Consider the following 21,959-nt stretch of genomic DNA (forward strand, 5'->3'; position numbering starts at 1 on the left):
TTACAGGATAACTATTTTACCACAACTACGTTTCCTGCGAATTTTTCATATACTAGCCAAAGCTTAGCAGATGCTATAGGTATTGATGTTAATGACATTACATACGGTGATAATTTTGAATTTACTGGTTTTGCTACAAGAGATGACGGTGTTGTATTCAATGGCATCGATCCCACTTTTGATACTAAAACAAAAGCTGTAGGAATTGGTAACACAGAGCCCAATTTAAATCTTGCTAGCTATACTTCTGCTATGTCGTTTGCTACCATTGTAGCTTGTGCTGCACATGAACCAGATAAAATGGCAGGAACTTGGACAGTTACTTTAGACGTATGGCATGATTATGAAGTTGGTGATCAAGTTACTGTAACAGAAGGTTCGACACCTAATGAATTTTACATTCTTAATACAACAAACCCAGCTGTTAACAATACCTCAGTAATAATGATTGTAACAGTGGATGATGTTGGAAATGTTACCGATATTACATCAAGTGAAATCTACGACTATGGGGTTCCGATAGTTCCAACTGATGCTGGAGGTAGCTTAGTCTTTTCATGTGTAGGTGTTATAAGTTTAAATGTTGAGTGGCTAACAAGTGACCTCACAGGAACTTACGGAGAATTTGCCTTTGTATTAACAAAAAACTAAAATATTAACAATATGAAAAACAGTATAAAATATATAATATTATTGATTGTAAGCTTAGGGCTATTCTCTTGCAGTGAAGATGATAGCTACTCCATAGCTTATGTTGATGATGAGATTAAAGTAGAACTAGTAGGTTCCATTGCTATCAGTGCAACTGAAGCTTTTGATGGCGACGATGTTGAATTCACTTATACGTTACCCCAAAGTTTCGATGTAGAATCTACTTTGGAGGTAACAGCCACTTCGCTTTTTAATGCCTTTTCGCAGACTCCAAATATGGAAAGATTTAAGATAACTATTCCAGCAGGTACAACAACTGGCACCGCTACTTTTGTTATGCCAAATTTTGACAATGAAGCACCTTTTAGTGGAATTTCAGAGTTTCTTTCTGTAAGTATTACTGGCATTGCTCTCAAACAACCTCCAAGAGAAGATGAAGATGGTGTAAAAATTGATCCTTACATACCTGTAGATGATCCTTATACTATGACTTCTGCACCTGTTATACTAACATTACTTCAAACCAATCTCGCCAGTCCATTATATATGGCACCTGCTGATAATACTTTAAAATTAAGTTTGGATTGGGAAGGACCTTATGATTTAAATGATTTAGATCTTTATGTTTTTGACAATCCGTTTACTGCTCTTTTTGAGTCCTCTGAAAGTGGAGATAGATTTGAAGGTGACTTTTTTAATAATCCTGCCAACGAAGACTATCCTGATGGAGATTATATAGTTGAAGTTGCTATTTGGGATCCAAATGGGCTTGTAACTGCTCCAATCTCATATAAATTAGTCCTTACACTTCCTGATGGTAATAGGGACATTTATGAAGGAACTGTTGATCCTGCTGTTGGTTATGTAGACCCAGTTGGATTTACCCAAACAACGGATGGTAGTGGTAATAGAACTTTTACCACTTATTCTTTACTTTAATAAATTAGTATTGTAATAAAAAAACCACCTCTAACAAGGTGGTTTTTTTATACCTTTACTGCCATGCAAAACCAAACACAAATATTTGGAATTAGAGCCATTATTGAAGCTATTAACGCGGGTAAAAGTATTGATAAAGTTTTTCTACAAAAAGGATTACATGGCGAGCTATTTACCGAATTAGAATCTTTAATTAGAAAACAAGGTATAAACGCGTCCTATGTTCCTGTTGAAAAGCTTAACCGGCTTACAAAAAAAAACCATCAAGGAGCAGTAGCTCAAATATCTCCTATTGCATTTCATGATTTAGAACATTTGGTTTTAAATGTTATTGAATCAGGAAAAACCCCTTTGTTTTTGTTGTTAGACCAGCTAAGCGATGTTCGTAATTTTGGTGCCATTATCCGTACTGCGGAATGTACAGGAGTAGATGGAATCATTATTCAGAAGAAAGGTGGTGCTCCCGTAAACGGGGATACTATTAAAACTAGTTCTGGAGCCGTTTTTAAAATTCCTATCTGTAAGGTTGATCACATAAAAGATGCTGTTTTTTACATGCAGGCTTCGGGTATCAAAGTCATTGCTGCCACTGAAAAAACAGAGAATACTTTATACGATGTCTCATTTAAAGAACCTTGTGCTATTATTATGGGGTCTGAAGATAGAGGCATTAACCCATCAACACTTAAAATAGTGGATGCCAAAGCAAAATTACCCCTCATGGGTGACATACAATCTTTAAATGTTTCTGTTGCTTGCGGAGCCTTTCTATATGAAGCCGTGAGACAGAGATTGACGATTTAAAGTTATTATTTTCTTTCCTTGAAGGTATAATTTATTTTAATTTCATGCTCATCTTGTTCAGGCTCCATATTTTCAATAAAATTGCCATTTTCATCAAAATGTTTTAGAAAAGGGTCATGGTCTTCGTTATAATGTTCCTCTTCCCAATCAAACTTTTTGGGTTTTGCAATTTGTCGCTTAAATAACATTGCAAAAATTAAACCTGTTATCAATCCAGATAAATGTCCTTCCCAAGACACACCATCTTTGATAGGCATAACATACCACACCATACTTCCGTAGAGAAAGACTACCAATAGAGATAATGCTACTAGCCTATAATGCTTTGCAAAAATACCTTTAAAAAACGTAAAGCTAACCAGTACATAAATAAGTCCACTCGCTCCTATGTGATATGAGGGTCTGCCAATACACCAGGTTAAAAACCCAGAAATGATGATCCCCCAGAATATAATCCTCCATGCTATTTGTCTGTAAAAATAAAAAAGCGCCATGGTAAGTACTAACAATGGTACTGTGTTGTGATATAAATGCTTTATACTTCCATGAATAAAAGGACTTAAAAAAATACCTCGTAATCCTTTTAATGTTAATGGATATATACCATATTCATTAAAGTTTACATTAAAACGAACTTCAAAGGATAGTACAGACCAAATTATGAGCACAAAAAAAACAGGGTATGCTACAACACCTGTAGTGAATTTAAACTGTACATTTTGGTTCATAAACTAAAGATAGCAAATAGTTATCCAAACTTAGGCTTTGTGTAAAAATGGCAGAAACCAACTTAGACAATGTGAAAAATTAGAGTAAATTTACAGTTATGAATGAACCCTTAGCGGAACGATTACGCCCAAAAAACTTAGAGGACTATGTGAGTCAAACCCACTTGGTTGGGGAACAAGGTGCCTTAACCCCAAGTATCAAACAGGGATTAATTCCTTCAATGATTTTTTGGGGGCCGCCAGGAACGGGTAAAACTACTTTAGCTAACATTGTTGCCACAGAATCTGGCAGATCATTTTATACACTAAGTGCAATAAATTCTGGAGTGAAGGATGTGAGGGATGTTATTGAAAAGGCAAAACAAAGTGGTGGTTTATTTACTACTAAAAACCCCATTTTATTTATTGATGAAATTCATAGGTTTAGCAAATCTCAACAAGATTCGTTACTACAAGCGGTTGAAAAGGGATGGATTACATTAATTGGAGCGACTACTGAAAACCCAAGTTTTGAAGTAATTTCGGCTTTATTATCCCGTTGCCAAGTTTATATTTTAAATGCTTTTGATAAAAACGATTTAGAAACACTATTAAAACGTGCCATTGAAAAAGACAACATCATCTCGAAGAAAAACATAAAATTAAAGGAAACCAACGCACTTATAAGACTTTCTGGGGGTGATGCCCGAAAACTACTTAATATTTTTGAACTTATTGTGAATTCAGTTGAAGGTGATATTACTATCACTGATAAATTAGTGCTTGAAAAAGTTCAAAATAATACCGTACGTTATGATAAAACTGGAGAACAACATTATGATATTATTTCGGCATTTATAAAATCGATTAGAGGTAGTGATCCAAATGGTGCTGTTTATTGGTTGGCAAGAATGCTTGAAGGTGGTGAAGATCTAAAATTCATAGCCAGAAGGTTATTAATATTAGCAAGCGAAGATATTGGTAATGCAAACCCAACGGCTTTGGTAATTGCCAACAATACATTTCAAGCCGTATCAACCATTGGATATCCAGAATCTAGAATTATACTTAGCCAGTGTGCTACCTATTTAGCTTGCTCCCCTAAAAGTAATGCGGCATATACTGCGATAAATTTAGCGCAACAAAAGGTTCGTGAAACTGGAGATTTAAGTGTTCCCCTAGAAATTAGAAATGCGCCCACTAAACTTATGAAAGAACTTGGTTATGGCGAAAATTATAAATATGCACACAGCTACGAAAATAATTTTGCGGAACAAGAATTTTTGCCTGAAGAAATAAAAAACACCACTTTTTATAACCCGGGTAATAATCCTAGAGAGCAATCCCAAAAAGATTTTTTAAAACGGCGTTGGAAAGACAAATATGACTACTAGTATTTAGTCTAAAAATCTTAAAACTTAATATTTAAAGCTTCCGTTTTCATGGTGTCTTCTTCATAATACTCAATAACCCAACTATTCCCTTTTTTATAAACTATGGCATTTTTCCCTTCAACCAAAAACACACTATCAATTCCTGTTTTATTGATTTTATAAACCACTTTAGGAGAACTATCCACTAATTGAAAACCATTAGTAATTGGTTGTGCATACAACACATCTGATGGGGTCTTATCTTCAATAGTTTTAGTAGGTTTAATATTATTGTTCTTTGGAGGTGCTGCAGTAACGACCTCTTTCTTTGGTTCTTGAATTACAACCAAAGCTTCTTTTTTAGCTTCAACTTGAACAGTTTGCTTCGCCTTTTTAAGAGTTTCTATTTCTGCTTTTAACTCCTTAATTTCTTCAGAAACTTCGTTTTTAACATCAGATTCTTGAGGTGTGCTTGATATTGAGTTTAAAGACGAAACACCTTTATTAGGTACGTAATTGTAATTTAATTTACCTAAACCTTCAAAAGCTTGTCTAAGGGCCGCATTATAAGCTTTTTCATATTCTTTATCTCTACTTTCACCAAACGGCGATGTATAAACAGTTTGGTCATTACAATCTTTGAGCTCAATTTTTAATTTAGTTTTAAACATGCCTGACTCTGCTGAAACATCAGATCTAAGCGCTAAACATCTATTTCTTTTTAAATCTTCAGGGTAGTCTTCGCCTTCTAAAAAAGCATTAAAACCGTGCTTTTTAAATAAAAATTCAGCTAGAGAGTTTAGTTGATACTGATCTTTTTTCTTTAAAAAATCAAATCTATTTGGAACAATGACATATTTGTAATTATTCAAATTAGTTTGAGCAAAAGCAAAGAAAACTGTAGAAAAAGCAATAATTAGTAAAGTAAATTTAATCTTCATCTTTAGTGAATATATAGTTAAAGCCTAATTGTAAAGAAAGACTTTGCGCATTATAAATGTTTTTAAAGTTAAGAAAATTATCTGCCATTATATAAAAATTTATACCTCCTAATTGGGCAGACATTCCTATCCCAATGTTTGAAAACGAATAAGAATCTAATGTATAAGCAGCTTTTATACTTAACCCGTTTAATAATCTTCTGTAATAATATGCTGTTAGTGCCACTTGCGGTAGCTTTGGCCTATTTACAGCATATAATTGTAAACCTATTCTATTTAAATATCCTGAATCATCAAAAGTGCAATCACACTCTTTACTAACTCTTTTGCCGAAGGTATAATTAAGAGATGTATTGAGTTTTATAGGGCGCCAGGTAGTATATTTTGTTTTTGTAGTATCTATAGTGAAAAGGTCTTCAAACTCCTGCTCTATTTCTGTCCAATATTCATCAGCTGTTTGTCCTGAACCTACTTCAGGAAAAATTGGATTGATTCCTTCAAACACATAGTTTCCTTTTAACTCATAATTTTCAACATGCTTACCATGGTTTATAAATCCAATATCTAATAAACTTCCATCTAAATACCACTGCTTATTAATTTGGTATGAAAATCCTAAATCAACCCCCAAGCCTAAATTACCTCCAAATAAAATTTGCTTGGTAATATCTTTCGTTTCAAAATCTGAATCCGTAGTCAAATTAACCAATCCGGAAGTTTTAAGACTTAAATCTAAATCAAAAATATGGTCATAAACATTATTGTCTCCGTTTACTGTTATGAAAGTACCTTTATTATTCAATGAATTTATATTAGTAATGCTGTTATACACTTTACCTCTGATGCCATAAGTAAATTTATCATTAACAACCTTGTTATATCCAATATGTAAGACGGATATTAATTCTGAAGTCCCATTTAAATGATCTAAGCGAAAAGGTCTATTAATATTGTTTTGATTGCCTTCATAAACTAATTTAGCGTAGTCTTGAGGAAAATATATAATAGCATCAACCTCTTGATAAAGTCCAAAGCTTATATATTGATTTTTATTGTAGCTAGGATCAAAAGCAAAACCTCCTGACACAATCTCAAGTTGTTGATTAAATGTAAAAAAATCTGTTGGTTTTAAACTGTAGACAACCCTTTCCAACTTTGTATTAAAGTTCTCTCCATCAACTGCAAATAAATCATAAATTGTTACTCCAGAACTTCCTCCATTGGCATGAATATGAGATAATAATGGTATTCCAAAATACCAATCATTAGATATTTTACCTCCTGGGTTTTGTAAAAGAGACTGAGGAATCTCGGTGAAACCATACAAGATTTGTTTGTTTTGGGCATAAGAAACTCCCACTAAAAGTATAACAAACCAAGCACACCTTCTCATAGTGTGTTATCAATATTAAAAAAAAATACCCCTTTAGATTTTAATTCAATATTTCCAGGAGTATCATCATTAATTGCTGGTCCTTGTTGCAGACTTAAGGTAAAAAGCAACTTTTCGGTTTCTAAAAAGTTTGCAAGGGTACTGCCCTCAAATACTTCAGTATAGTTAAACATGATTGGTGTATTATTAGTAGATGGCTCTACAGCAAAAGAAAAGCTATGTAATTGAATATTTGAATCTGTCAGGAAATCAATTCTTAATTCTACACCCCTATTGATACTATTTATAGTTTCAAAAACAAATTCCGCCTTAACAAGGTGTTCACTTATAAAGTCATCTTTAAAAATGTTGACTAATACTGAATCCTGAACTGTGGATATTTCAACGCCATCTTCTAAAAATTGATTTGCAGGTTCATCTAAAAATATAAGGCTTGATTCAATTACCGGACTAACTTCAAAGTCGTTAACCTGATTAAAATCAATATCCTTTGTACAGGATAAAAAAACAAAGTTTACTGTAAGTAATAATAGTAGGTTAAAAATTCTCTTTTTCATATTTGGGCAAGTTAAAACACAAAATTAAGTAATTACAGATATTGTTTTAATTCTATTAAGTTAGTAACTTGTTTAATACCGTTTTTATTGTCTTTATTAGCACTCACTAAAATCACATCCATTCCAACATTTTGAGCCCCTAGAATGTCAGCCTCGTAACTATCACCAATCATAATACTAGTTTCTACGGTAGCTTTCGCTTTTTCTAGAGCGTAATTAAAGATTTTTGGGTTAGGCTTTTTAACCCCTACCATTTCAGAATTGGTAATGGTTTTAAAAAAATGATTGATATTAGATTGTGTAAGTTTCCTGTTTTGAACTTCTTCAAAACCATTGGTGATGATGTGTAAATTATATTTAATTTTTAGGTAACTCAACACATCATGGGTGTCTTCAAACAGAAAATTATGAGTAGTGAGATAGGTTATATAATCGTCAGAGAGTTTAAAAATCACATCCTTATCAACCTTCATTCCTAACTCTAAAAAAGCATCATTGAGTCTACAAAATCTCAATGATTGCTTATCAATTCTTTCTTCTCTATAAAGTTTCCAGTAATGCAAATTAATGGGTTCATAAAATGAAAGGAAATCTGCAATGTTAACATCAATGCTATTTAAGTCGAAAATTTTGGCAAATGTTAAGGCCGAATTTCTATCAAAATCCCAAAGCGTATGATCCAAATCAAAAAAAACATCAGTGACTTTGTTATTTTTCATTGGCAGAATCTAATATAATATTAAACACCTCTTTAAAGCCATTCCATCTGCCTATATCTGCAAAAGTGTAGTTATGAAATACAGGGACAAACTCCCCATTTACTTGTTTTACTTCGTTTATAATTTCATTTAAAACCTTCTTTTTATCTAATAACGATTTGTTTTGTAAAAGGGCATAATCCATCAAATGATAGGAATTAATCAATAACGGAGTTTGTACTTCGTAATCTAGATCATAAAACAAAAACGGTGTACACGAACCAGCTCTAAAACCAATTATATTCACATATCCCATGGTATAGTCTTCCCTAATTTCTAAATCGATTAAATTTCTATAAGATTCTGGTAAGTTTATCCTTGAAAAAGACTGTCTTGAAGCTTGCAACGGAATATTTAATATATCCTCCATTCGTCTTTTTTCTTTTTTAAGAATAGAGGCATCGTCTATGGCAAAATAAGTAGTTTTTAGACCAACATGACAATAATCTGCAACATGCTTAATTAACGACACAAAGCTTTTCTTATTAGCATTAACACCCTTGTCATATGTTGAATAATCACCAATTAAAAAGAAATACAAAAACTTAAACTTACTAGATTTTTGCCTGTTTATGACGTACTTGAAGGTATCATGTGGATCATGCTGAAATCCTAAAATTACGGTAAAACGCATATATAAACTCCTAAATTTAAATCCAAAGAGGTCTTTAAACGTACCCCCAATGGTGCGCATAATACCCTTCAGTTTATATTTATAGGGGCTAGGAACATCTATAATTGGTTTAATACGGTATTTCATGATTGGAAACTCAAAATCTGGGAACTGCTTCTGTAATGCTTCCTTAAATTTATAAGCCCAAATATCTACAACAGGTTGGTGTAAAAAATTGTGTTTATAACCCAAGCTTTCTTTGGCTGTAAAACGCCCAAATTCATCCTTTACATGCGGTAAGTATTCTTCATAACGAGACAATAAATAGAAAGCAGCTGCGAAAATATCAAACGGAATGGTGCCCTTTTCTCCAATATAGAAGAAACATTTTGTTGTATCCCAATCATGCACATGAACCTCTATATCAGACAAACCTTGCTCAAACATGATATCATGACTTCTCACAAAAAATTCATTACCAAGTTGTTGTTTGGTATATGACATTTTTATGCTGTCATGTGCAATAAAAGCCTCTATTTTAGTTGTAAAACCCACCTCAACTCCCAAAACTCTGGTACAAATATGTTTAAAAACGTATTTAACTCTAGGTGATATATTATGAGTATAAACTAAAAGCATTTATAAAATGGTTTCATCGGAAAAACTAAAATATGCTTTTTCTGTTATAATTACATGGTCTAAAACTTTTATGTCTAAACTTTGAGCTGCGTTTTTAAGTTTAGCCGTAATTTGCTTATCAGCCTCACTGGGTTTTAAAGTTCCAGACGGATGATTATGTGCTAAAATCAATCCTGTTGCACCAACTTCCAAAGCATTTTTTAAGACTAACCGCACATCTACTAAGGTTCCTGTAATACCGCCTTTACTCAATTGGTTTTTCTGAATAACTTTATTGGAATTGTTCAAATAGATAATCCAGAATTCCTCATGCTGTAACTCACCAATGATGGGTTGCATCAATTCAAAAACCGACACACTGGACGTAATTTTCTTTTTTTCTAGGGCTTCCTCACCCCTTCTACGTCTTCCCAATTCTAAAGCAGCCGCTATGGTAATGGCCTTAGCTTCGCCTATACCCTTAAATTCCATGAGTTGCTTAATGGATAATTTACCAAGTTCGCTTAAATTATTATCTACACTGGCTAAAATACGCTGGCATAAAGCTACGGCACTTTCATCTCTGTTTCCTGAACCTATTAAAATGGCTACTAACTCGGCATCACTTAAAGCCGCTCTTCCTTTGTAAAGAAGTTTTTCTCTGGGTTGATCGTCTTGCGACCAGTTTTTAATAGAGAATGACGTTGGTTTTTCTGGCATTGAGTAAATATAGATATTGTATAATTTTAATGCAAGTAAATATATGTAGTAGGAAACATAGAAGTGACAGATGACAGTAGACCAAAGACAGGATAAATTTTGTAAATTTCGAACACAGTAGATAACACTTACTCATTATGAAGTCTTTATTTGAAAAAGAAACACACCAAGAAATCTTAAACAGAATCAATAAATTACAAAGTTCAACAGAACCGCAGTGGGGGAAAATGAATGTGAATCAAATGATGAAGCATTGTCACGGGCCCATTGAAGTTGCCATGGGAACCAAACAACTCAATGCCAATCTTGGGTTTATGAAAAAGCTCATTTTCAAATTATTCAAATCCAGTCTTTACAACGATAAACCCTGGAAACAAGACATCCCTACGGCTCCTGAATATATGGTTAGAAACGACCCAAAATTTAAAACAGAAAAAGATAAATTGGTGGCACTGGTAAACGAATTCCATACTCTAAAAGATAAAACAGATTGGGTAACACACCCGCTTTTTGGAGATTTTACTACAGAACAATGGGGACAAGCACAATACAAACATTTAGACCATCATTTAAGGCAGTTTGGGGTTTAAATAATTGATTTTGAGTTCAATTAAGGTTTATACTTTATTATCAAAAATTTCTATTTAGATTTTTAGTAACTTTAAGAGTCAGAACCAATTAACCTACTTGATTTTAAAATCATTCACTATGAAACCACTAAAAAAAGAAGATATCAGTCAGGAGGTATTTGATTTATATGATTATTATGCGCATAATAAAATTGACCGTCGCCAATTTATAGAAAAGTTATCGGTGTATGCTGTTGGCGGTGTTACGGTATCGTCTTTATTAAGTTTTATAAGTCCAGATTATATCAACACCCTCATGGTTAAACCCGATGACGAACGCCTAAAATCGGAGTACATCCATTACGAATCACCCAAAGGTGGTGGCACTATAAAAGGTTTATTGTCTATGCCCGATAACACGATGGGTAAATTACCTGGTATTGTAGTTGTACACGAAAACCGAGGGTTAAATCCGTACATTGAAGATGTAGGCAGACGCGCCGCTATTGAAGGTTTTATAAGTCTTGCTCCTGATGCCTTAACACCGCTTGGTGGCTACCCTGGAAATGATGACGATGGCAGAACCATGCAACGCAAACGAGACCGAAATGAAATGCTAGAAGATTTTATTGCTGCATATAACTACTTAAAAAATCATAAAAACTGTGATGGTAATGTAGGGGTTGTTGGTTTTTGTTTTGGTGGTTGGATATCCAACATGATGGCGGTTAAAATACCAACCCTAAAAGCTGCAGTACCGTTTTATGGCGGACAACCAAGTGCAGAAGACACGGCCAAAATTAAAGCGCCTTTACTTTTACAATATGCCGAATTAGATACCCGCGTTAATACGGGTTGGCTAGATTATGAAGTTGCCCTGAAAGCCAATAATATAGAATATACCGCCCATTTTTACCCTGAGGTAAACCATGGATTTCATAACAACAGTACCCCAAGATATGACGAGCCTGCAGCCAATTTAGCTTGGGAACGTACCATTGCTTTTTTTAAGGAGAAGTTGAAATAAACATAACTACAGCTCTTGATTTTGTAATAATTTTCATCTAATTTTGTTACTACAAACACGTACTCAATTTATTCCAATATTAAAATAATGCATATCCTGAGTTAACACACATATGATAAAATCAAATTTATTCTTTTCATTTATAGTCTGTTTAATCACTACCAGTTATGCGCAGAATTATAAAAAAGTGGACTCAATTGCTCTTTCATATCCAAGTAAATTTAGCACACCTGAGAAATTAGCTAAACGGATTTCGAAGGATTTTCAAAATGATTTTGAAAAATTAAGAGCCTTATACACTTGGATTGCAAACAATGTGATTTACGACCCCGCAGAATCAGGTAAATTTCTTTATGAATATTCAAACAAAAGAGAGTTTGAAAGAAAAGAAGAAAAATTCAATAATAAACTTTCCAATCGAGTAATTTCAAAAAAGAAAGCTATTTGCCAAGGATATGCAACTCTATTTAAAAAAGTATGTGATGAATTAAATATTAAATCAAAATATGTATCTGGTGCTTCAAAAACAGAAATAAAAGATATTGGGAAAAGATTTTTCTCAGACCATGCTTGGAATATCGTTTTGATTGATAACAAAGAATATTTGATAGATGTTACATGGGGGGCTGGCACATATTCAAATTACTTTCAGAAAAAATTAAACTATTTTTATTTTCTTACCGACCCAAAACTATTTATTAAAAAACATTATCCAGATTATTTCGAAAACGCAATCTTAAAAGAAAAAATAAAAGAAGAAGAATTTCTAAATGCACCTCTAGTCTATAATTATGATTATGAACTAATAAACCCTCAAACAGGTATAATTAAAATGCATGAATCCGATAAAGTACAGTTTGTGTTTTCAACAGAAAAACCTGTTACTTCTATTAATTACAGACTAAACAATGAAAACCATTCTATTACGAACTTCACTCAAGTAAATAATATGTTGAAATTTGATATAAACTTGTCTAAGTTTAACAGAGCAAAAGAGCTAATTCTCTTTTTTAATTATAAAACGGTTATTGGATTTAAAATAAAATAAATGCGTGTGTGTACTAACACCGATAAAAATAATTGCTTCTGATTTTTTCTAAATTAGTTGCTAAACCACGCAAAATGCCATATACAAAACCGGTAAACAACTTACTAAACCTATTCAATAAGTCCCTTTATAGCATCAAAATCTAACCCGCCATAATTGCCAGAGCTCATAAGTAATAAGGCTTTATTATCAAAGTTTTGCGAAAACAGAAACGCTTTAAAATCGTCTGGGTTGGTATAAATAATTAAGTCGTCTCTTTGAAAAGCAGCTGCAATTTGTTCATGCGAAACCGCATCTAGTTTTTTTATCTCTACCGCATGTGGCGAATAAAACACCACCGCCACATCGGCCGCATCTAAAGCACCTTTGTATTCTTTTAGAAACTCTGCATTTAAACTGCTATAGGTATGCAATTCTAAACAAGCCACCAAGGTTCTATTATTATACTGTTCTTTTACTGCTTTGGTAGTAGCTTCTACTTTACTAGGTGAGTGTGCAAAATCTTTATAAGCCACACTATTAGCACTTTCAGCAATTTTTTCTAAGCGTTTACTAGCGCCTTTAAAGGTGGCAATAGCCTCATAAAAATCGTCTTCATCAATACCCATGTGCTGACAGATCCATTTAGCTCCCGCTAAATTGTTTAGGTTGTGTTTTCCAAAAACCTCAATAGGTAAAGGGCCTTCGGGTGTTTCTAACAATGTTTCTCCATCTTCAACGGTGTATTCTGGTGTTTTGTAAGGTATTTTTCTAATAGTATTCTCACTAGCTTCCACCACACTTTTTACCTCTGGGTCTTCTTCGTTGTAATTAATACTTCCACCACTAACAATAGAATCTACAAAAATGCGAAACTGCTCTACATAGTTGTCATAGGTTGGAAATACATTAATATGGTCCCAAGCAATACCGCTTAATAAGGCTATATTAGGTTTATAAAGATGGAATTTTGGACGTCTGTCTATTGGTGAGCTTAAGTACTCATCCCCTTCTAAAACGATGAAATCATTTTCTTCTGTGAGTTTTACCATCACATCAAAACCTTCCAACTGTGCGCCAACCATATAGTCTACATCCCTATCATGGTAATGCATGACATGGAGAATCATGGAAGTGATGGTGGTTTTACCATGGCTACCGCCAATAACTACACGGGTTTTATGTTTAGACTGCTCGTACAAAAACTCTGGATAGCTATAGATTTTCAATCCTAATTCTTGTGCTTTTAATAACTCAGGATTGTCTTCTTTAGCATGCATACCCAGAACAATAGCATCTAAATTTTTAGTGATTTTATCGGGGTACCAACCAAACGTTTCGGGCAATAATCCTTTGGCTTCTAACCTAGACTTTGAAGGCTCAAAAATGGTATCATCACTACCGGTTACTTGGTATCCTTTGTGGTGTAATGCTAAGGCTAAATTGTGCATAGCGGCACCACCTATGGCTATAAAATGTACATTCATTGTGTTGCTTTAGAACAAATATCAAATTCCAAAAATCAAATTCCAAATTATTGTAATGAAGTTTTGCTTTAGGAGTTGCACTTCGACTGTGCTAAGTGTGACACTGAATAAAGATAACCTATTTATAGAGCCAATATTTTTGCTTTTTCTGCTTCAGCCTCTTTAAAATCAATATTGGTAGCTAAGGCTTTATTAATCCACCTTAATGCCTCCTTTTTATCACGTTTATTTTTTCTTATTTGAGCTAATCTAAAATAAGCCCATTCAATGGGCACACCATCTTTTACCGAATGGTTTTCTATGAACATTTTTAAACAACGTTCTCCTTTTTCTAATTGCACATTGTAATCTGCACACACTTTACCTATTTGATAATGGAGGGTGTTTTTATTATGTTTTTCATAAGCTTGTTCAATGGTTTTTATAGCCTTATCTGGTTGCTGTTGGTTTTCATAAAAGTTGGTAAGCTTGTCAAAACAAGTAACTGAACCGCCAATACTTAATGCTTTTTTGTAAAATGCTTCAGCTTGTTCTGGTTCATCATCAAACTCGTGTATGTAACCTTTGGCTAAGTAGCCATCAACTTTTGATAACTGTTCCATTTCATCGGCGTATTCTAAAGCTTTACTTTTACTCCCTCCAATAATTCCGGGTAATTGCATGTACAACTCTACCAACGCCCATCGCACATCAATATGCTCTGAGTCTAATGCTGCAGCTCTTAAAAAATGGGTTTTGGCATCACCTACTATGCTAATGGCTTTAAACTTATTAACTATAAGTGCTTTCATTCCCATAGCACCTCCGTATTTGTAATGATAATTGGCATTATTTTGATCTGTTTCTACCAAGCGCTTATAAATTGCAATGGCTTTATCCCACTTTTTTTGATATGCATAGGCATCGGCTAAAAATTCAAGTGCTTTTAAACTATTGGGTTGCTTTTCTATGTACTTGGTTAAAATATCTTCTGCTTTACTATACTGCTTTGTATCAATATAGGCCTCTGCATTTTCAAGATTAGATTGACTAAAAGTCAAAAGGGGCAGCATTAACAAAAAGTAGATAAATTTATTCATGAAAATTATGTCGGTAATACAAAGTTAAACATTACAAATATCTTTAAAATTGAGTAACTTCACTCAATCATCATACCATTTTACTCATTCTGATTTTTATGGTATACCTTTTGAAAGTATTTTGGCTGTGAACTTTACGTTATAATCTGATGAAAAACACAATACTCCTTTTATTTTTTACATTATTTATAAATTTCTGTTATACACAAACTAAAGATTATAAAGATTTATGGCAGATTGTAGAGCGTCATGAAATTGAAGGTTTACCAAAATCTGCATTAAAAACAGTTGAGGATATTTTGACGAAAGCTCAAAAAGACCAAAACGAGCCACAGCTTATAAAAGCTATGATTTTTAAGAGCAAATTTGCATTGGTTTTAGAGGAAGAGGCTCAACTAAATGTTATAAATAATTTTAAAACCCAAATTGAGGAAAGTGTCTTCCCAACCAAAAACATTTTAGAGAATATGCTAGCGCAATTATATTGGCAATATTTTCAACAAAATAGGTGGAAAATCTATAACAGAACCAAAACAACTGATAAAATTGACCCCATTGATTTTAGAACTTGGGATTTGGAGACCCTGTTTAATGAAATTCATGTAAGTTTTCAAAATTCATTGCAAAATGGCCTTATGCTTCAGCTTGAACCTTTAAGTAAATATGACGCCATTTTAAACACCCAAAAAGACTCTAAAATTTACAGACCAACGTTGTTTGATTTCTTAAACCACAACGCTCTTGAGTTTTACCAGACCAATGAAACCCAAATTACAAAGCCAGCTTATAAATTTGAAATTGACAACCCAGAATTTTTAGGTGATGCACAAACCTTTTCTTCCTTGAAAATAGAATCTAAAGACACAACATCCTTACAATTACATGCTTTAAAAATCTATCAAGACTTAATTCAGTTTCATTTAAAAGACGAATCTCCCAAAGCCTTAACTAATGTTAATATTGAACGCTTAAGGTTTGTAAACCAACATGCCACTTTTAAAGATGCAGAAGCGATACTATTAAAAGCCTTTAAAACTGAAAGTGACCATCATAAAAATCATGAAGTTTCTGCGCTTTACGATTTTGAAATTGCTTCTATACTTCAACAACAAAGCAAAAATTACAATCCAACTACTAAAAAAGAGTTTCGTTGGAAAGCTAAAGAAGCTGTTGAACTTTGTAATAAAGTCATCAGCAAATTTCCAGACAGTAAAGGGGCTGAAAAATGTAAAATTTTAAAAGAGCAAATTGAGCAAAAGTCACTAAACATTAGCACAGAAAGCTTTTTACCCACTCAAAAACATGCGCGGGTTTTAGTAAGCTATAAAAATTTAGACACGCTTATATTTAAGGCTTACAGATTAAATGAAAGTCAATTTGAAAAAATCAATAAAACTTACCGACAAGAAGAAAAGTGGGCGTTAATAAGTAACTTAAATGTCGATAAAACTTGGGAAAGCAAACTGAGAAATGAAAGCGATTACCATACACACTCCACCGAAGTTTTAATACCGAAACTCAACAATGGCAGATATCTCATTGTAGCTTCCACAGCAGAAAACGAGGAAGATTTTTATGCCTCTGCACATATTCAAGTTACCAATATAGCATTGGCTGATATTGAAAATGACACCCATCAAATTTTTCAATTAATTAATAGAAATAATGGTGCTCCCATAGTTAATGCCTCTGTTGAGATATCTTATAACATTAGATATTCTAATACGAAAAAAATAAGAATTGAAACTTCTGATAGTAATGGAAATGTTATAATTCCAAAAGATGAAACCTATTATAGAAACATGGCCCTAAAAGTAAAAGCAAACAATGAAACGGCATATTTTGGAAACTACTGGATGGGAAATCGACAAGAACCCGATGACATTGAAACGCATTACCAGGCCTTCATTTTTACCGATAGAAGTATTTACCGCCCCGGGCAAACGGTCTATTTTAAAGCCATTGCTATTCAGACCCAAAAAGGCATATCTAAAGTCATTCCTAACGAACTTTTTTATGTTGACGTTTTTGATTCTAATGATGAAGAGGTTGCAGAACTTGAATTTACCACCAATGAATTTGGATCTATTTCGGGAGAATTCATTTTGCCTAACAATGGCCTCAACGGAAAATATTACATAGAGTTGTGGTCTGATTCAGATAAGATAGACATTGATATGGAACACAGTTTCTCTGTTGAGGAATATAAACGCCCCAAGTTTGAAACTAAGTTTAAACCTATCACAGAAACCTTTAAAATAAATGACTCGGTTACTACTACAGGAACAGCCTTAGCATATGCTGGTAGTAACATCACCAATGCGAAAGTAGTTTATAGGGTACATAGAAAAGTACAATATCCAAGGTGGTACTTTTGGTATCGCCCCAGGTTTAATAGTGAACCTCAAGAAATAACGCATGGAGAAACCACCACCGATGATAAAGGAGAATTTGAAATCACATTTAAAGCCCAACCAGACCAAAGCGTTGACAAAAACAGTTTGCCCGTTTTTAAATATGAAGTTACCGCTGATGTTACTGATATAAACGGTGAAACCCGAAGTGCGACAACAGTCATTAATGTGGGGTATCATGCCCTTAACGCTCGTATTGATATTGATGATAAACTAGATAAATCTAAAAAGGACCACAGCATTACCATTGACACCAAAAATTTAAATGGTGAGTTTGTTCCAGCCGCAGGCACTATTAAAGTATACAAATTAAAGGCTCCAAATCGTGTTTTGAGAAAACGATTATGGGCAGCACCAGATTATCAAGAATTTTCGGAGGAAGCATTTAAAAACCTTTTCCCTCATGATGCCTACACGAATGAAGACAACCCTGAAAATTGGGAAAAAGGTGACGTTGTTTTTGAAAAGCTTTTCGATACTAACATATCTAAAACCATTGAATTAGATAAGATTAAAAAGTGGTTATCGGGTCAATACCTCATGGTGTTGGAAAGCAAAGATAAATTTGGTCAAACGGTAAAAGACCAAGCCAAAATAACCCTTTTCAGTGATGATGATAAATCTTTAGCAGACAATCAAATCTTTGGTATTAGTTCAAACAAATTAAATTATGAGGTTGGTGAAACGGCCTATGTAACGATTGCTTCTGCTGCCGAAAATATTTCGGTTACCGTTACTGTTGAAAAGGACAAAAAGATTATTCAAACAGAGATTATTCAGCTTAATAACAATAAAAAAGTGATTAGCATTCCCGTAACCGATAAGGACGTTGGAGGCTTTGTGGTTCACTACAGCACATCTGTTTTTAATAGTTTCCTTTCTGGAACTCACCCCATTGCTGTGCCATATCCAGAAACAGAATTAACTATTGAGACCAAAACTTTTAGAGACCGCTTACAACCAGGAACTGATGAAACTTGGAGCTTCAATATTGAAGGCCCTAAAGGGGATAAGGTTAGTGCAGAACTTTTAGCAAGTATGTATGATGCCTCTTTAGACCAATTTAAACCACATGCGTGGGATTTTAACCCCATACATAGGGGAACTTATTATTCGTCATATAGAATTGATAGTAATCAAAGTTTTGGCACTAGAACATTTACCATTCATAATTCAAATAAGAACAGACCTAGCTATACAACACAATACTATGATGAATTTAATTGGTTTGGATTTTCTATGAGATTTAACAAATGGCTGTATGATAATTATATTGAAAATCTACGAATTAAAAGGTCGAAGGAATTTCATGAAAACATAAAAGAAGGCTTTATCTCCGGAACTATTAGAGACAAAGATGGGCTACCACTACCAGGTGCTACTGTTATGGTAAAAGGCACAACCAATGGCACCACTACAGACTTTGACGGAAACTTTTCAATTAAAGCAAGTAACAATGATGAACTTGTAATTAGTTATGTGGGGTTTGAGACTCAGGGTGTAATTGTTGACAGAAAACGACTGAATATTTCACTATTTGAAGACAACGCCCAGTTAGATGAAGTTGTAGTAGTAGGTTATGGCACAGTGAAAAAGGAAAGTGTAGTCGGTTCCATTTCAGCTGTTAAAGGCGAGAGTTTACAAGGTGCCATTCCTGGTGTAACTGCTATACAAGGTAGCGGTTTTATTGAGGCTGATGATAAACAAATTTTTATCCGTGGTCAAGCTTCATGGAATGATTCTAAAAAACCTTTAGTAATTGTAGATGGAAAAATTATTGAAGGGGATTTTGATACCAATATGGCGGACATTCAATCTATTGATGTTTTAAAAGATATATCGGCCACCGCAATTTATGGCGCAAGAGGTGCTAATGGTGTTATTCTTATTACAACAAAAAGCGGGTTGAATGCCTTAACACAGGTACAGGTTAGAAAAAATTTAAAAGAAACCGCTTTTTTCTTTCCTCATTTAAAAACCGATGAAAATGGCAACGTCAATTTTAGTTTCACCACTCCCGAAGCTTTAACACAGTGGAAATTACAACTATTGGCGCATACCAAAAATTTAGAAAGTGCTACCACTACTTTAAAAACGGTCACTCAAAAAGAGTTGATGGTCATCCCAAACGCACCACGATTTTTAAGAGAAGGCGACCAAATAACTATAAGTACCAAGATTGCTAATCTTACAGAAAATCAATTACATGGGCAATCACTATTAGTTTTAACCGATGCCATTACTGGGAAAAAAGTAGATAGTATTCTCGGTAACACATCAAACCTTAAAACATTTTCTATAAACGCTAAAGGAAATACCAGTGTTTCATGGAATGTATCAATTCCCAATGGTATTCAAGCTATTCAATACAAAGTTATTGCCAAAACTGAAGACTTTAGTGATGGCGAACAAAATGCGCTCCCGGTATTATCGAATAGAATGTTGGTTACAGAAACACTACCCATGTGGATTAAAAGTAATGAAACCCGGACCTTTACTTTAGATAAATTGAAAAATGTGTATTCAACAACGCTTAAACATCATAAACTAACTTTAGAAATGACATCGAATCCGGCGTGGTATGCTGTTCAAGCGTTGCCATACTTAATGGAATATCCGTACCAATGTAACGAGCAAACGTTTTCTAGATATTACACCAATGCCCTAGCAAGCCATATCGTAAATTCAAATCCACGAATTCAAGAGGTATTTAACCAATGGAAATCTCAGGAGGCTCTAATGAGTAATCTTGAAAAAAATGAGGAATTAAAATCTATCATCATTCAAGAGACACCTTGGTTACGCGATGCGCAAAGCGAAACCAAACAAAAGAAACGTATGGCGCTCTTATTTGATTTGAATAAAATGAATAATGAATTACAATTGGCACTAGATAAACTTGAAAATAATCAACTTTCATCAGGCGCTTGGGCTTGGTTCAAGGGAGGCCATGAAAATAGATGGATTACCCAACATATTATAACTGGTTTTGGTCATTTAAAGCATTTGAATGTAACTCAAAATGGCGCTCATGAATATTTAACAAAAAGAGCCCTGAACTATTTAGATGAACAATTTATAAAAGAATATAAAGACCTGCGTAAATATGATGCTAAAAGAGATTTGAGTAAAGACCATCTAAGCTACATGCAATTGCATTATTTATACATGCGAAGTTTCTTCCCAGAGATTGAAAAGTCTCAGGAAGTTGAAGAGATTAGCAAGTATTATTTATCTCAAATTCAACAATATTGGTTAAAACGCTCGCTGTATGCCAAAGGCCTCATGGCTTTGGTATGTCATAGAAATGATGATGCTAAAACAGCTGCTAAAATTTTAAAATCATTAAAGGAGAGCAGTATTACCAATGAAGAATTGGGAATGTATTGGAAAGAAAACACCAACTCATGGTACTGGTATCAGGCACCTATTGAAACTCAAGCGTTAATTATTGAAGCTTTTTCTGAATCAGGTTCTGTTATTCAGAGCGAAGCGAAGAATCTAGAAACCATTGACAACCTCAAAATTTGGCTACTTAAAAACAAGCAAACCAACAAATGGAAAACAACCAAAGCAACCACAGAAGCCGTCTATGCTTTATTGCTTCAAGGGAGTGATTGGTTATCGGTAAGTGATATGGTTGATGTTGCTGTAGGGAATGAAAAAATAGAACCTTCAAAGCTTGACGATGTTAAAATTGAGGCAGGAACAGGTTACTTTAAAACGTCCTGGAATACATCTGAAATTAAACCAGAGATGGCAGAAGTAAAACTTACCAAAAAAGGTGATGGTATTGCTTGGGGCGGCCTATATTGGCAATATTTTGAAGATTTAGACAAGATTACCTCAGCCGAAACTCCTATTCAATTAAAGAAAAAATTATTCTTAAAAAGAAACACTGATACTGGAGAAGAAATTACTGAAATAACTTCGGAAACAAATCTTGAAGTTGGTGATTTGGTTAGAGTTCGCATTGAATTAAAAAGCGACAGAGCTATGGAATTTGTGCATATGAAAGACATGAGAGCCGCTGGACTTGAGCCTGTAAATGTGCTATCTAAATACAAATGGCAAGATGGCTTAGGTTATTATGAAAGTACCAAAGATGCCAGTACTAATTTCTTTTTTGATTTTCTGCCAAAAGGTATTTATGTGTTTGAATATGATTTACGTGTTAACAATGCAGGTAATATGAGCAATGGTATTACCACCATTCAAAGTATGTATGCGCCAGAATATAGTAGTCATAGTGAAGGGGTTAGACTACATGTTCAGGAGTAAA

Annotated in this window: 17 protein-coding genes; 8 read left to right on the plus strand and 9 right to left on the minus strand. The window is 33.9% G+C overall.

The genetic code is table 11. From position 1 onward, the window contains the following. Window positions 1-252 precede the first annotated feature (252 nt). The 3 genes from DFQ02_RS00295 (at window position 253) to rlmB (ending at window position 2,394) form a co-directional block, all read left to right on the plus strand. Complete coding sequence (locus DFQ02_RS00295) at window positions 253-651, plus strand: hypothetical protein (RefSeq protein WP_116039000.1); 399 nt, start codon at window positions 253-255, stop codon at window positions 649-651. 12 nt (window positions 652-663) lie between these two features. Continuing rightward, on the plus strand, window positions 664-1,590 hold the full coding sequence (locus DFQ02_RS00300) for a hypothetical protein (RefSeq protein ID WP_116039001.1): 927 nt from the start codon (window positions 664-666) through the stop codon (window positions 1,588-1,590). A gap of 63 nt (window positions 1,591-1,653) precedes the next feature. After that, window positions 1,654-2,394, plus strand: coding sequence for a 23S rRNA (guanosine(2251)-2'-O)-methyltransferase RlmB (gene rlmB / locus DFQ02_RS00305; RefSeq protein WP_116039002.1), 741 nt, complete (start codon window positions 1,654-1,656; stop codon window positions 2,392-2,394). A gap of 5 nt (window positions 2,395-2,399) precedes the next feature. Here rlmB and DFQ02_RS00310 read toward each other — a convergent pair whose 3' ends face one another. Next, entirely contained in the window at window positions 2,400-3,122 is a 723-nt protein-coding gene (locus DFQ02_RS00310) for a rhomboid family intramembrane serine protease (protein WP_116039003.1), read from the minus strand. Between the two features lie 98 nt (window positions 3,123-3,220). Here DFQ02_RS00310 and DFQ02_RS00315 point away from each other — a divergent pair, with 98 nt between their 5' ends. Next, the gene (locus tag DFQ02_RS00315) at window positions 3,221-4,495 is read left to right on the plus strand and encodes a replication-associated recombination protein A (RefSeq protein ID WP_116039004.1); all 1,275 of its coding nucleotides are present in this window, start codon (window positions 3,221-3,223) and stop codon (window positions 4,493-4,495) included. Window positions 4,496-4,512: 17 nt separating this feature from the next. Here DFQ02_RS00315 and DFQ02_RS00320 read toward each other — a convergent pair whose 3' ends face one another. The 6 genes from DFQ02_RS00320 to radC are packed head-to-tail and all read right to left on the minus strand — an operon-like array spanning window position 4,513 to window position 10,074. Beyond that, the gene (locus DFQ02_RS00320; protein WP_116039005.1) at window positions 4,513-5,415 is read right to left on the minus strand and encodes a hypothetical protein; all 903 of its coding nucleotides are present in this window, start codon (window positions 5,413-5,415) and stop codon (window positions 4,513-4,515) included. Beyond that, window positions 5,405-6,808, minus strand: a complete 1,404-nt coding sequence (locus DFQ02_RS00325; protein WP_116039006.1) for a DUF5723 family protein — start codon at window positions 6,806-6,808, stop codon at window positions 5,405-5,407. Before DFQ02_RS00325 ends, DFQ02_RS00320 begins: the two co-directional genes overlap by 11 nt. Next, on the minus strand, window positions 6,805-7,365 hold the full coding sequence (locus tag DFQ02_RS00330) for a hypothetical protein (protein ID WP_116039007.1): 561 nt from the start codon (window positions 7,363-7,365) through the stop codon (window positions 6,805-6,807). The genes DFQ02_RS00325 and DFQ02_RS00330 overlap by 4 nt, the downstream gene beginning before the upstream one ends. Before the next feature lie 32 nt (window positions 7,366-7,397). Then, window positions 7,398-8,084: a YjjG family noncanonical pyrimidine nucleotidase gene (locus tag DFQ02_RS00335; RefSeq protein ID WP_116039008.1), complete on the minus strand. Its 687-nt coding sequence runs from the start codon at window positions 8,082-8,084 to the stop codon at window positions 7,398-7,400. Beyond that, window positions 8,074-9,375 carry a polysaccharide deacetylase family protein gene (locus DFQ02_RS00340; protein ID WP_116039009.1) on the minus strand — a complete coding sequence of 434 codons (1,302 nt, stop codon included), beginning with the start codon at window positions 9,373-9,375 and terminating at the stop codon, window positions 8,074-8,076. Before DFQ02_RS00340 ends, DFQ02_RS00335 begins: the two co-directional genes overlap by 11 nt. After that, window positions 9,376-10,074, minus strand: coding sequence for a RadC family protein (gene radC, locus DFQ02_RS00345; RefSeq protein WP_116039010.1), 699 nt, complete (start codon window positions 10,072-10,074; stop codon window positions 9,376-9,378). A 137-nt stretch (window positions 10,075-10,211) separates the two neighbouring features. Between radC and DFQ02_RS00350 the strand changes: the two genes are divergently transcribed. The 3 genes from DFQ02_RS00350 (at window position 10,212) to DFQ02_RS00360 (ending at window position 12,718) form a co-directional block, all read left to right on the plus strand. Then, the gene (locus DFQ02_RS00350; protein WP_116039011.1) at window positions 10,212-10,664 is read left to right on the plus strand and encodes a DUF1569 domain-containing protein; all 453 of its coding nucleotides are present in this window, start codon (window positions 10,212-10,214) and stop codon (window positions 10,662-10,664) included. Window positions 10,665-10,782: 118 nt separating this feature from the next. Continuing rightward, window positions 10,783-11,670, plus strand: coding sequence for a dienelactone hydrolase family protein (locus DFQ02_RS00355; protein WP_116039012.1), 888 nt, complete (start codon window positions 10,783-10,785; stop codon window positions 11,668-11,670). Window positions 11,671-11,857: 187 nt separating this feature from the next. Beyond that, a complete protein-coding gene (locus tag DFQ02_RS00360) occupies window positions 11,858-12,718 on the plus strand; it encodes a transglutaminase domain-containing protein (protein WP_181896320.1) in 861 nt (286 codons plus the stop codon). A gap of 110 nt (window positions 12,719-12,828) precedes the next feature. Here DFQ02_RS00360 and DFQ02_RS00365 read toward each other — a convergent pair whose 3' ends face one another. After that, window positions 12,829-14,184 carry a UDP-N-acetylmuramate--L-alanine ligase gene (locus DFQ02_RS00365; protein WP_116039014.1) on the minus strand — a complete coding sequence of 452 codons (1,356 nt, stop codon included), beginning with the start codon at window positions 14,182-14,184 and terminating at the stop codon, window positions 12,829-12,831. Window positions 14,185-14,306: 122 nt separating this feature from the next. Continuing rightward, entirely contained in the window at window positions 14,307-15,263 is a 957-nt protein-coding gene (locus tag DFQ02_RS00370; protein ID WP_116039015.1) for a tetratricopeptide repeat protein, read from the minus strand. 149 nt (window positions 15,264-15,412) lie between these two features. Between DFQ02_RS00370 and DFQ02_RS00375 the strand changes: the two genes are divergently transcribed. Next, the gene (locus tag DFQ02_RS00375; RefSeq protein WP_116039016.1) at window positions 15,413-21,958 is read left to right on the plus strand and encodes an alpha-2-macroglobulin family protein; all 6,546 of its coding nucleotides are present in this window, start codon (window positions 15,413-15,415) and stop codon (window positions 21,956-21,958) included. Window position 21,959: the final 1 nt, after the last annotated feature.

The sequence above is a fragment of the Seonamhaeicola aphaedonensis genome, from assembly GCF_003386195.1.
In the GTDB taxonomy this organism is placed as follows: domain Bacteria; phylum Bacteroidota; class Bacteroidia; order Flavobacteriales; family Flavobacteriaceae; genus Seonamhaeicola; species Seonamhaeicola aphaedonensis.